Genomic DNA, 12,808 nt, shown 5'->3' with positions numbered 1-12,808 from the left:
CAACGGGATTGTCCGACGGACAGAGAAAAGCCTGACCGGGATGCGGTCCGGCATGTGCGGTTGATTGCAACATGGGAGGAGTAGCAATGCTTAAGAATGTCGAGGATCAGGCGCGGGCGCCGCTCCGGATGTCCGGCCTGTTCGTGGGTGGGGAATTTCTGGACGACGGCAGCGCCACCACGTTCAGCGTCGAGGAGCCGGCAACCGGGGCGACGATCGCGCATGTGACCAATGCATCGGAGGCCGACGTCGACCAGGCAGTCAGAAGCGCCCGCGGCGCCTTCCAGGCCTGGCGCGACCGGTCCCCGCGCGAGCGCGGCCAGATCCTGCGCGAAGTCGCCGCCCATATTCGCAAGCATGTGGACGAACTTGCCGAGATCGAGGCGCGCGAAGTGGGCAAGCCACGTCGCGATGCGCTCCGCTTCGACGTATCGTTCTGCCATGCCTGCTTCGACTACTTCGGCGGTCTCGCCGACACGATCCACGGCGAGATCCTCGATCAGGGACCGATCGAGGCGCGCATCAACTACGAGCCCTATGGCGTAGTGGCCGCGATTCTGCCTTTCAACTGGCCGCCGATCCACTTTTCCAAGAAGTGCGCGCCGGCGCTCGCCGCCGGCAACACCGTCGTCATCAAGCCCGGCGAGCAGGCGCCGTTGACGGTGTTGCGCCTCGTCGAACTCGCCAATGAGATCCTGCCGCCGGGCGTTCTCAACGCGGTCGCCGGCATGGTCTCCGGCCCGGCACTTGCCGCCCATCCGCTGGTCGAGCGCATCACCTTCACGGGATCGACGATGACGGGCCGGCGCGTGCTGCAGTCGGCCGCGCAGAACCTCACCTACGCCACGATGGAGCTTGGCGGAAAGAACGCGCTGATCGTGCTTCCCGATGCCGATCTCGACGTCGCGATCAACGTTGCGCTCGAAGGCATGTTCTACAATCAGGGAGAGGCCTGCACATCGACATCGCGCATCCTCGTGCACGATAGCCTCCATGACCGGTTCCTGGAGCGGTTCGCGCGGGCGACCGAGAAGCTGGTCGTCGGCGACGGACTTGATCCGGCGACCGACATCGGCGCCATGGTCGATGCCAAGCACCGCGACAAGGTTCTGTCCTATCTCGATATCGCGCTGAAGGAGGGAGCCCGCCTCGTCACCCAGGGCAGGTTGCCGACCGACGAGAGATTGAAGGACGGCTACTGGGTCGCGCCGACGGTTCTTGCAGATGTCACGCCTGACATGACCCCGGCGCGCGAAGAGATGTTCGGTCCGATCGCCAGCATCATGCGGTTTTCGACCGAGGAAGAGGCGATCCGCATCGCCAATGACAGTGAATACGGCCTGACGGCGGCGATCTGCACGACCGACGAGGCCCATGCCGGCAAGATCGCAGCCAAGCTCGAAGCGGGCATGATCTTCGTCAACAACTACATGCGCCGCGCCTTCCTCGGCTCACCCTTCGGCGGCCAGAAGGGAAGCGGCTTCGGTCGGGAAAATGCGGCGGAAACGCTGCGCGAGTTCACGCGCTCAAAGAACGTCCGGTTTCCGTCGGGCCGGGGGAGCATCCCGACCTGGCCACCGAAGGACTGAGTTCTTCCTGAACCAGATCTATTGAACCGAACCTCCAGCACGGTGACGACGCCCCGTCTTCGGCTCGTCGCCGTGCGAACTTCTAGCGGTCCTCGGCGAGGGCGGCCGTCGCGTTCCGCGCGGCTCGCCTCATTAGGGCCGCCAACTGATAGGCGCATGCAGATGGTTGAACGCGAGAGCATGGAGTTCGACGTTGTGATCGTGGGTGCGGGGCCGGCGGGTCTTGCCGCGGCGATCCGGCTGAAGCAGGTCAATCCGGAGCTTTCGGTCGTCGTCTTGGAAAAGGGCGCCGAAGTCGGTGCGCATATCCTGTCGGGCGCCGTCGTCGATCCCATCGGCATCGACCGGCTGCTGCCGGACTGGCGCGACGACGCCGACCATCCGTTCAAGACCGAGGTGACGGACGATCACTTCCTGTTGTTGGGACCCGCCGGCTCGATCCGCCTGCCGAACTTCCTGATGCCGCCGCTGATGAACAATCACGGCAACTACATCGTATCGCTTGGGCTCGTCTGTCGCTGGCTGGCGACAAAGGCGGAGGAACTCGGCGTCGAGATCTATCCGGGCTTTGCCGCCACCGAAGTGCTCTACAACGACGAAGGTGCGGTCATCGGGGTTGCCACCGGCGACATGGGTGTCGAGCGCAACGGCGAACCGGGCCCGAACTTTGCCCGCGGCATGGCGCTCCTCGGCAAATACACGCTGATCGGCGAGGGCGTGCGCGGTTCGCTCGCCAAGCAGCTGATCGCCAAGTTCGATCTCTCCAGGGACAGCGACGTCCAGAAGTTCGGCATTGGTCTGAAGGAACTCTGGCAGGTGAAGCCGGAAAACCATCGCCCGGGTCTGGTACAGCACTCCTTCGGCTGGCCGCTCGGCATGAAGACCGGTGGCGGTTCGTTCCTCTATCATCTCGAAGACAACATGGTCGCCGTCGGCTTCGTCGTGCACCTGAATTACAAGAACCCCTATCTCTTCCCGTTCGAGGAGTTCCAGCGCTTCAAGACGCATCCGGCGATCCGCGGCACCTTCGAGGGCGGCAAGCGGCTGTCCTATGGCGCGCGTGCGATCACCGAGGGCGGCTACCAGTCAGTGCCGAAGCTGTCCTTCCCCGGCGGCGCGCTGATCGGCTGTTCGGCCGGTCTCGTCAACGTGCCGCGCATCAAGGGCAGCCACAATGCGGTGCTTTCAGGCATTCTCGCGGCCGAGAAGCTGGCGGCGGCGATCGCCTCTGGCCGCGCCAATGACGAGCCGATCGAGATCGAACGCGGCTGGCGCGACAGCGCCATCGGCCAGGACCTGAAGCGGGTGAGGAACGTCAAGCCGCTGTGGTCGAAGTTCGGCACGGCGATCGGCGTTGGGCTCGGCGGTCTCGACATGTGGACCAACCAGCTGTTCGGCTTCTCCTTCTTCGGCACGCTGAAGCACGGAAAGACCGACGCGCAGTCGCTCGAACCCGCAGCGCAGCACCAGAAGATCGACTATCCGAAGCCGGATGGGGTTCTGACCTTCGACCGGCTGTCCTCGGTGTTCCTGTCGAACACCAACCATGAGGAAGACCAGCCGGTCCATCTCCAGGTCAAGGATATGGAGCTGCAGAAGCGCTCCGAGCATGACATCTATGCCGGCCCGTCGGCGCGCTACTGTCCGGCCGGGGTCTACGAATGGGTGGAGAAGGACGGCAAGCAAGTCTTCGTCATCAACGCGCAGAACTGCGTGCACTGCAAGACCTGCGACATCAAGGACCCGAACCAGAACATCAATTGGGTGCCGCCCCAAGGCGGTGAAGGCCCGGTCTATCCGAACATGTGAGTTCGGGAGGCGGGCCGCGCGGACCGAATTCATTATTGCCAAGCGAGAGACGCATCCATGCAAGACCCGACTGTCATAACCAACCCCGTTCTCAGCCAATGGATCGACGAGGTTCGGGCCCTGTGCGAACCGGATCAGGTCCATGTCTGCGACGGCAGCGATGCGGAATACAGGCGTCTGTGCAGCACCCTTGTCGCCGCGGGCACCTTTATCCGGTTGAACGAAGCGAAGCGCCCAAACTCGTTCCTCTGCCGCTCCGATCCCGGCGATGTCGCCCGCCTCGAACATCGCACTTTCGTCTGCACCTCCAGTCGGGAGGACGCAGGGCCCACCAACAATTGGGCAGATCCGGCCAGCATGCGCGTCGAGCTTTCGCGATTGTTCAAGGGATCGATGCGCGGGCGCACCATGTATGTGATCCCGTTCTCCATGGGGGAACCCGGCTCGGACCTTGCGATGATCGGGGTTCAGATCACCGATTCCGCCTATGTCGCGGTCAGCATGAAGTTGATGGCGCATATCGGCCTGCCGGTCCTGCGCGCACTTGGCACGCGCGAATTCGTGCGCTGCCTGCACTCGGTCGGAGCCCCGCTCGCGCCCGGCGACCGCGATGTGCCGTGGCCCTGCAACGCGGAGCACAAATATATTGTGAGCCTCCAGGACGACGGCTCGATCGCATCCTTCGGTTCCGGCTACGGCGGCAATGCGCTTCTCGGGAAAAAGTGCCTGGCACTGCGCACGGCCTCGCTGAAGGGCCGACAGGAGGGGTGGCTTGCCGAGCACATGCTGATCATGGGCGTGGAGGATCCCACTGGGAAAACGACCTATGTCGCGGCCGCCTTTCCGTCCGCCTGCGGCAAGACCAATTTCGCCATGCTTCTGCCGCCCGAGGGTTTTGCGGGATGGAAGGTCAAGACGGTCGGCGACGACATCGCCTGGATCCGGCCGGATGCGGACGGCAGGCTGCGGGCCATCAATCCGGAAACGGGCTTCTTCGGGGTTGCCCCGGGCACCAACGAGAAGACCAATCCCAACATGATGGCGGCGATCGCGCGCGAGACCATCTTCACCAATTGCGCGCTGACGCCCGACGGCGACGTCTGGTGGGAGGGCTTGACGGAGGAGGCACCGCCGGCGTTGGTGGACTGGCGCGGTCTCGACTGGACGCCTCAGGCCGGTCGCCCGGCCGCGCATCCGAACGCCCGTTTCACCGTTTCGCGCGACCGCTGCCCGAGCATGGACCCAGCGGCCGCGCACCCCGCCGGCGTGCCGATCTCGGCCTTCATCTTCGGCGGGCGGCTTTCCCACACTTTTCCGCTCGTCTTTGAGGCAAGGGACTGGCGCGAGGGCATCTACTGGGCGGCAACGCTGGGGTCGGAAGCGACGGCGGCCGCGGAAAATCAGGCCGCGACCCGGCGCGATCCCTTCGCGATGCTGCCTTTCTGCGGCTACAACATGGCCGACTATTTTGCCCACTGGCTTTCGATGGGCGACCGGCTTGTGAATGCGCCGGCAATCTTCCGCGTCAACTGGTTCCGGCGTGACGAGGACGGTGCATTTCTCTGGCCGGGCTTCCGGCAAAATATGCGCGTGCTCAAATGGATCGTGCAGAGGACAGAGAGGACTGGCGGCGGAAAAGCCACGTCGATCGGCCTTGTGCCGGGCTATGACGACATCGACTGGCATGGCCTCGACTATGACCGCCAGACCTTCGACGCGCTGATGAAGCTCGATCCGGCCGAACTCGCCAAGGAGCTGCAAAGCCACGACGCCTTGCTGCAGTCCTTCGGCCAACGATTGCCTCCGGAGCTTTTCGCGATCTGCCGCGCCCTGCACGATGGGGTTGACCAGACGCCGCCTCAAGACTGAGGTGCCCGGGCACGCCGCCCCGTCATCCAGCCAGGCGGTGGTCACGGCCACCGTCTGGCTCAGCATTGCCGGGCGTTCAGCCGTCGAGAAGCGCCATATATTCGGGGTGTTTGGCCGCAAAAGCGGCCATAAACGGGCACTTGGCGATCACCCGTGCGTTTCGCGCGCGAAGAATGTCGAAGACGCCGGTCGCAAGCCGCGTGCCGATCCCCTGTCCCGACAGGGTCTGCGGCACTTCCGTGTGCGTGAGAACGACCCGGCCGTCCTCCAGCCGATAGTAGGCAACGGCGATCTCGTCGCCGATCGGCAGCTCGAATCGAGACGCCCGCGTGTTATCGATGACCTTTTCGACCATTTCGTCCCTACCTTCCTGCAACCGTTATCCGCGCCGTCGCTGTGCCCTGGACTATAGGAGGGACGAGACATCCGCGCGACCACTCTGTCGCGCGGATGCGGAGTTCTGTGGTCTCAGAGCGCCCGGCCGCCATCCACCTGGATGATGTGGCCGGTCGAAAAGCCGAGCAACGTCGCGCTCGCCAGGATGGCGGCGGCGATGTCGTCGACTTCGCCGATGCGGCCGAGCGGGGTCGAGGACGCGACCTTGTCGTTGAAGTCCGAGCCTCGCCCGGGGACGAATTGCGTGTCGACGACACCAGGAGAAACCGCAAGGACCCGGATTTCCGGGGCAAGGACGCGGGCGAGCGCCTTGGTCATCACGTCGATGCCGGCCTTGGCGGCGCAATAGGCGATATTTGAGCCAATACCGGTGAAGGCGGCGATCGACGAGATGGAGACGACGAGCCCGTCGCCGGATTTTTTCAAAAGTGGCGCGAAGGCGCGGATCGCCGCGAATTGGCTTCGCCAGTTCACCTTGAAGATGTCGTCGATCAGTTCATCCGTCAGCGCGTCGAGATCCCGGTGGGCGATAGGCTTGGTGAAGCCCGCGGCGTTGACCAGCACATCGAGCTTGCCGAATTTCTGTTCGATGGTGCGGGCAAGGTCGCCAAGAGCGCAGGAATCCGTGATGTCGACGGCATATCGGGCATGACGTTCAGCGTTCGCAAGGGAGGAAATCACCGCGTCCGCGCTTGCGGCCCCCTGTTCACGCGGCGTGTGGGTGATCAGCACGGTCGCTCCCGCATCTGCAAACAGGCGCCCTGTCGCGGCGCCGATTGCGCCGTTTCCGCCGATGACGAGAACTGTCTTTCCAACCAAGGACCGCGGATACGCCATAAGTTCCTCCCTCTTGACGTGATGTCTTTCAAGCCGACGGAAACGTCCGCCCGGCAATTTGACGGTTGATCGATGCGACCTTAGGGCAATCGATTGCATGAAACAATAGGCAATCGATTGCATAAAGGTTCGCGGCGAACGCCCGCGCAGAGGCGTTCGCAGGGGAAAAGCGGTGCGAAGGGGCCGAAACCGCCGATCCGTCGCGAACTGCCGTCTGGGTATTGTCAGCGCTTCTGCGCTGCCACCGGTCCCGTGCTTTCGCGTTCCAGGAGCTCCACCGGCAGCACGGTCTCGAGCGGAATGTCGTCGTCCGCGCCGGCATTCATCAGGCGCAGCAGGATCGATGCGGCGGTGATGCCCGCATCATACTGCTGGATGCGGACGGTGGTGAGCCTTGGACGCGCGAGTTGCAGGAACGGCATGTCGTTGAAGCCGCTGACGGAAATGTCCGATGGACAGTCGAGGCCGTTCTCCCGCAAGACGTCGATGCAGCCGAGCGCCAGGCGGTCATTTGCGCAGAGCACGGCGGTAAAGTCGTGTCCGGAGGCGAGCAGCTCGCGCGTGCAGCGGGCGCCTTCGTCCTCATCGAAGCGCATGGCGGTGACGATGAGCTGCGGGTCGATGTCGATCGACATTCTCTTGGCGGCGTTGCGGAAGGCGGCCAGGCGTAGCTGCCCGGTCGAGAGATCCTGCGGCCCGGCCAGATGCGCGATCCGCCGGTGGCCGAGTTTCGTCAGGTGGCGCAGCATTTCGCAGATGCCCATGTCCTCGTCATTGATGACATAGGGGATGTTCGAATTCTCCACGCGCCGGTTCAGCGTCACCACCGACAGGCCGTCCTGGGCGGCCTTGGCGATCGAGGGGTCGCTTCTGAGCACCGCTGCATGGATAAGTCCGTCGACACCGCGATCGCGCAACACTTCGAGAAGGCGAACCTCGCGCTCGCGCTCGCTGTCGGTGTTGACGATGATCGACGCATAGCCGAGCGGTTCCAGAACGCTTTCGATCCCGCGCAGGATCGGTGGGAAAATCGGGTTGGTGATATCCGGAATGACGACGCCGACCGTCATCGTCCGGTTGGTGCGAAGCCCGAAGGCGATGCGGTTGGGGCGATAATCCAGGCGTTCCGCCGCGGCCTGGATCTTCGCCACAACCTCTGGCGTGATGCTCTTGCGCTCGGTCGGGTCAAGGGCGCGCGATACGGTCGACACATGAACGCCGGTCGCGCGCGCAATGTCCTTCAGCGTGGTTCGTTTCTTCTGCATGTGTCACCTCTCGCCTCCATTTAAAATCTTGCCGGAGGTTTTGCAATCGTTCGCATGGATGCTTGACAAAGCGCAAACGGTGCGCATAATCGCCCATGTGCAATCGTTTGCATATTCAGTTTGCGGCAGGGCAGTTGAGGAGCTGGCCTGCCGTCGATCGAACAGTGCGCAAGTTTCGTCCGGCGTGGCCGGGCGATTTGTTTTTCGCTTCAATGCAAACGATTGCGCGCAAATGTCTGGGAGGAGACAAAATGGGACTCAATCGGCTGATCGCGGCAGCAACCGTCAGTGTGCTTTCGGCAAGCACCGTTGCGAGCGCTGCGGAAACAATACGGGTCGGCGCATCGCTGCCGATCACCGGTGGCCTTTCGGTCAGCGGCGAGAAGCATAAGCGGGGCTACGAACTCTGCAACAAGCTCATCAATGAAGCGGGCGGCATTCTCGGCAAGCAGGTGGAGCTGATCGTCAGCGACAATCGCTCCGACCCTGCGACGGCCATCAATCAGTACGAACGCTTCATCAACGTCGACAAGGTCGATGCCGTCTACGGTACGTTCTCGAGCCGCTTGACCTTTCCGGTCGGCAACGTTCTGTCCAAGTACAACATGGTCCACCCGGTTCCCTCGGGCGGTGCGCTCCGGATCTATGCCCAGGGCTACAAAAACCTCTTCTATTTCCAGGTCAATGCTGCCGAATACACAGGCAAGGACGTGATCGGCCTCCTGAAGGAGATCAAGGATCCGGCGGATGCGCCGAAGACAGTCGCCGTCGTCCATGCCGACGACTTCTTCGCCAATGCGATCGCCACCGGCCTTCTCGGCCAGAAGGTGATCGATCCCGCCAACGACAAGGAAATCGCCGACCTCGCGCCCGGTTACTTCAAGGAAGCTGGCATCGAGGTGGTGATGGAGGAGAAGTGGCCCGAGGAAGGCTTCAACGACTGGCTGAACCTTGCCAATTCGATCAAGCGCTCCGGCGCTGAAATGATCGTCGGCCTGACGGCTTCCGCGGAAGAGGCGGTCCAGCTCATGCGGGCGCTCAAGACCGTCGGCGCACCGGCAAAGCTCGTCTATCTCAGCCAGGGTGCCCAGACGGAGTTCATCGAGGGTGTGGGGAACGACGCGGCCGATGGCGTCGTCATCCACACCACCTGGCACAAGGATGTTCCGTTCAAGAGCACGCTTGCCGGAAAGCCCTTCGACAACGCCGATTTTGTGAAGGCGTTCGAAGCCGAATATGGTGTCGAGCCGGATGAAGACAGCGCCATCCCCTTCGCCGTCTGCCAGGGTATCGAGCAGGCCATGGTTGGCGCCGGCAGCACGGATAACGCCAAGATGGGCGAATGGCTGCACGCCCGCACCAAGGAACAGCCTGTCCAGACAGTGCTCGGCGATTTCAGCTGGGACGATCTCGGCCTGCCCGTCGAAAAGTCGCACATCATGACCCAGTGGCAGGATGGCAAGCTGACCTTCGTCTACCCGACCGGCCAGTTCGAGGGCATCGTGCCCTTCCGCTATCCCAAGTCCGGTTTCTGACCCTTTGCGAGGCAGAGGAGGGTGTTTCGCTCGCGAGGCGCCCTCCCGATAGGCAGGCATTTAGTACCCAATTTCTAGTACAAGGAGATCGCGCGGATGCTCGAGGTTAAGAACCTGTGCAAGCACTACGGCGGAATTCGCGCCGTGGACGGCGCAAGCTTCAAGGTCGAGAAAGGCTCGATCACGGCACTCATCGGGCCGAACGGCGCCGGCAAGACCACGGCCTTCAATTGCATCAGCCGCACCGTCGTCCCGACCTCGGGCGAGGTCTGGCTGGATGGCGAGCGGATCGACAATCTGCGTCCGCACAAGATCACGGCAAAGGGCCTGAGCCGGACCTTCCAGATCTCGCGCAACCTCGCTGACATGACGGTGCTGGAAAACGTGATCGTGCAGGCGCGCTGCCGCGGCTTTGCCGACCTGTTCCGGCCGGCGGTCTCGGCGGAAGAGCGCGACAAGGCAATGTCGATCCTCGATTTCCTCGGGATCACCCGCATTGCCTACGAGGATGGGCACAACCTGTCCTACGGCCAGAAGAAGCTGATGGATCTGGCAGCGCTGCTGATGGCCGATCCGAAAATCATCCTGCTCGACGAGCCCGCCGGCGGCGTCAACCCGACGTTGCTCGAAGAGATCGTCGGCCACATCCGGGCGCTCAACGCCAAGGGCCTGACGGTGCTGATCGTCGAACACAACATGGACCTGATCATGCGGCTCTCGCATCGCGTCGTGGTCATGGCGCACGGGCGGGTGATCTGCGACGGCACGCCCGATGTGGTGCGTCGCGATCCGCATGTGCTCGAAGCCTATCTGGGCGGCGTACTGGAAGAGGAAGCGGCCTGATGAGCGATCTCCTGCAAGTCACCAATATCACCGCCGGCTATGGCGACGGCCCGGCCATTCTCGATGGCGCGCGGCTGACGGTCGAGCCAGGCAAGGTCCACTGCATTATCGGCCCGAACGGCGCCGGCAAATCGACGCTGCTGAAAGCGATCTGCGGAATGCTGACGATCCGCAAGGGCGACGTCATCTTCAAGGGCGAGCGGCTGAACGGCCTGCGCCCCGACCAGATCCTGCGCAAGGGCATCTGTTTCGTACCGCAGGAACGGGCGCTGTTTCCGAAGATGACGGTGCGCGAAAACCTGCGCATGGGCGGATATGTGCTCAACGACGCAAAGCTTCGTGACCGCCGCATCGACGAAATCCTCGAGCGCTTTCCGGTGCTGCGCGAGCGCGCCGACCAGCATGCCGGCACCATGTCGGGCGGCCAGCAGCAGACGCTCGCGATGGCGCGCACGCTGATCGTCAAGCCCGACATCGTCATGCTCGACGAGCCCTCCCTCGGGCTGGCGCCGAAGATCGTGCAGGAGATGTTCGACATCATGAAGATGATGTCTCAGGAGGGCGTCACCGTCCTGCTCGTCGAGCAGAACGCGATGATGGGCCTCAAGAATTCCGACTGGGGCGTTGTGCTCGATCTCGGCCGCACCCTCTTCGAGGGGCCGGCCGAGGCGGTTCTGGCGGACCCGCGCATCCAGGAACTTTACCTCGGCGGCCGCAAGGTCGCGTAGCGGAGGACGTGATGACAGACATTCTTCAGATACTGATACTCGGCCTCGCGCTCGGCGGCGTAATCGCGTTGATGGGGTCCGGACTTTCGCTGGTCTTCGGCGTCATGCGCATCGTCAACCTGGCCCATCCGTCGCTGATCATCTGCGGCGCCTATGTCAGCTATTGGGCCTTCAAGCTCTGGGGCCTCGACCCGATCGCCACGCTGCCGATCGCGACACTGATCATGGCGGCGATCGGCGTGCTGCTCTATCGCCTGATGTTCGAGAGCCAGGCCAAAAGCGCCCGCTACTCGGAAATGACGGTACTTCTTACCTTCGCGCTGGCGATGATCGTTGAAGGCTTCCTCGGCGCCGCCTTCACCAACACCCAGCGCGTGACCTCGCCGGAATATGCGACGGACGCCTTCTTCATCGGCAGCCTGTTCATCCCGAAAGGGCAACTCTATGCCGGCTGTGTGTCACTCGCGATCATCGGCGCGCTGACGCTGTTCCTCAACTACTCGCGGCTCGGCTACGCCATCCGCGCCACCACGCAGAACCGCGAGGCCGCCGAACTGCTCGGCGTCAACGTCAACCTCATCAGCATGATCGCCTTTGCAATAGGCATCGGGCTTGCAGGTGCTGCCGGTTCGCTGGTGAGCTTCGTCTTCAGCTTCTTCCCCGCCAAGCAGTGGGAATGGATTGCAATGCTGATGTCGGTCGTCGTCCTTGGCGGCATGGGCAGCGTGCTCGGCACCGTCGTCGCCGCTCTTCTCCTGTCGGTCATCGCCGCATTCGTCGGCACCTGGGTGGGCGCCACCTGGTCGACCATGACCTTCTTCCTCGCACTCTTCGTCATCCTGCTGATCCGTCCCCAGGGCCTGTTCGGCGAAAAACCGGAGTTGGCATAATGGCCGTAAACCTACAACAAGCCGACGCGAGCTCGGTGCTCGAGGCCCGTCGCATTCACAACCAGAAGCTTGCGCGCCAGCATGACCAGACCCGCGCCACATGGTTCCCTCTCACCGTTCTCGGTGTGCTGCTCGCCCTGCCGCTCCTGCAACTAACCGGCAACTACAACTACCTGCTGCACCTTGTCCTGTTCACGGCTTCTTATGCGGTCATGGCCAGCGGCTGGAACATCATCGGCGGGTTCGCCGGCTATATCTCGCTCGGCCACGCGGTGTTCTTCGCGATCGGCGGCTATTTTTCAGGCGTGCTCCTGGCGCGATACGGCATCTCGTCGCTCTTGACGGCACCGCTCGCCGGGTTGGCGGCCGCGGCCTGCGGCTATCTAGTCGGCCTCATCACGCTGAAGGTTCGTGGCCCGAGCTTCATCATCTCGTCGATCGCGCTCCTGATGATCGCCCGTATTCTGTTCGACCACTGGGAGTTCATCGGCGGCGCCAACGGCCTGTCGCTGCCGGTAACCGATCTGCCCGTTCAGACGGCGAAGCTGCCCTACTACTACGCCTTCGTGCTGATGGCTGCCTTCACCGTATGGGCGACCTATCGCATCAAGCATTCCAAGTTCGGGCTTGGCCTGCGCGCGCTCTCCAAGGACGAGGTCAAAGCGGAAAGCGCCGGGATCAACACCCGCTTCTACAAGGTGCTGGCCTTCGCATTGTCCGCCTTCTTTGTCGGCATGGCCGGTGCAGTCTGGGGTGAGTATCTCACCTATCTCCGGCCGAACATCTTCCTGATCATCCTCGTTTCGGCAAACCTGGTGCTGATGTGCATTCTCGGCGGCAAGGGCACGATTGCGGGGCCGGTCGTGGGCGCAATCCTGATCGTCGCCTTCAACGAAATCTTCGTGGCGACCCTCGGCGCCTCCGAGATCAACATTCTCGCGACCGGTTTCGTCATGGTTCTCGGGCTGATGTTCTTCCCGAACGGCGTGATCGGAACGCTCGCCCGCAAGGGCAAGCTGCCCCGCGTCCTCAACTGGGATTGAGAGG

11 protein-coding genes are annotated in these 12,808 nt (G+C 63.0%); 8 read left to right on the top strand and 3 right to left on the bottom strand.

Features of this window, described 5'->3' with window-relative positions; all coding sequences use genetic code 11:
- Positions 1 to 86: 86 nt before the first annotated feature.
- From IB279_RS14215 to IB279_RS14205, 3 genes are all read left to right on the top strand, one after another.
- Positions 87 to 1,589, top strand: coding sequence for an aldehyde dehydrogenase (locus IB279_RS14215; protein WP_082572813.1), 1,503 nt, complete (start codon positions 87 to 89; stop codon positions 1,587 to 1,589).
- Positions 1,590 to 1,745: 156 nt separating this feature from the next.
- The gene (locus IB279_RS14210; RefSeq protein ID WP_089042975.1) at positions 1,746 to 3,398 is read left to right on the top strand and encodes an electron transfer flavoprotein-ubiquinone oxidoreductase; all 1,653 of its coding nucleotides are present in this window, start codon (positions 1,746 to 1,748) and stop codon (positions 3,396 to 3,398) included.
- Positions 3,399 to 3,455: 57 nt separating this feature from the next.
- Positions 3,456 to 5,267: a phosphoenolpyruvate carboxykinase (GTP) gene (locus IB279_RS14205; protein ID WP_192339310.1), complete on the top strand. Its 1,812-nt coding sequence runs from the start codon at positions 3,456 to 3,458 to the stop codon at positions 5,265 to 5,267.
- A gap of 76 nt (positions 5,268 to 5,343) precedes the next feature.
- Here IB279_RS14205 and IB279_RS14200 read toward each other — a convergent pair whose 3' ends face one another.
- The 3 genes from IB279_RS14200 to IB279_RS14190 form a co-directional block, all read right to left on the bottom strand.
- Entirely contained in the window at positions 5,344 to 5,622 is a 279-nt protein-coding gene (locus tag IB279_RS14200; protein WP_060519204.1) for a GNAT family N-acetyltransferase, read from the bottom strand.
- A gap of 113 nt (positions 5,623 to 5,735) precedes the next feature.
- Entirely contained in the window at positions 5,736 to 6,500 is a 765-nt protein-coding gene (locus IB279_RS14195; protein WP_060606136.1) for an SDR family NAD(P)-dependent oxidoreductase, read from the bottom strand.
- A gap of 224 nt (positions 6,501 to 6,724) precedes the next feature.
- The gene (locus IB279_RS14190; RefSeq protein WP_089042977.1) at positions 6,725 to 7,765 is read right to left on the bottom strand and encodes a LacI family DNA-binding transcriptional regulator; all 1,041 of its coding nucleotides are present in this window, start codon (positions 7,763 to 7,765) and stop codon (positions 6,725 to 6,727) included.
- 251 nt (positions 7,766 to 8,016) lie between these two features.
- Between IB279_RS14190 and IB279_RS14185 the strand changes: the two genes are divergently transcribed.
- From IB279_RS14185 to IB279_RS14165, 5 genes are all read left to right on the top strand, one after another.
- Positions 8,017 to 9,300 (top strand): amino acid ABC transporter substrate-binding protein, encoded by a 1,284-nt coding sequence (locus IB279_RS14185; protein WP_192339309.1) that lies wholly within the window; start codon positions 8,017 to 8,019, stop codon positions 9,298 to 9,300.
- A gap of 96 nt (positions 9,301 to 9,396) precedes the next feature.
- A complete protein-coding gene (locus IB279_RS14180; RefSeq protein WP_034789824.1) occupies positions 9,397 to 10,143 on the top strand; it encodes an ABC transporter ATP-binding protein in 747 nt (248 codons plus the stop codon).
- Positions 10,143 to 10,871, top strand: coding sequence for an ABC transporter ATP-binding protein (locus tag IB279_RS14175; RefSeq protein WP_034789822.1), 729 nt, complete (start codon positions 10,143 to 10,145; stop codon positions 10,869 to 10,871). The genes IB279_RS14180 and IB279_RS14175 overlap by 1 nt, the downstream gene beginning before the upstream one ends.
- Before the next feature lie 11 nt (positions 10,872 to 10,882).
- The gene (locus IB279_RS14170) at positions 10,883 to 11,761 is read left to right on the top strand and encodes a branched-chain amino acid ABC transporter permease (protein WP_113505155.1); all 879 of its coding nucleotides are present in this window, start codon (positions 10,883 to 10,885) and stop codon (positions 11,759 to 11,761) included.
- Positions 11,761 to 12,804 carry a branched-chain amino acid ABC transporter permease gene (locus IB279_RS14165; protein ID WP_034789818.1) on the top strand — a complete coding sequence of 348 codons (1,044 nt, stop codon included), beginning with the start codon at positions 11,761 to 11,763 and terminating at the stop codon, positions 12,802 to 12,804. The genes IB279_RS14170 and IB279_RS14165 overlap by 1 nt, the downstream gene beginning before the upstream one ends.
- Positions 12,805 to 12,808 lie beyond the last annotated feature (4 nt).

This window comes from Ensifer sp. ENS06 (assembly GCF_014852205.1).
Classification (GTDB): domain Bacteria; phylum Pseudomonadota; class Alphaproteobacteria; order Rhizobiales; family Rhizobiaceae; genus Ensifer; species Ensifer adhaerens.
Note: the sequence above shows the minus strand (reverse complement) of the source record. Positions and strands in the feature narration are given on the sequence as shown.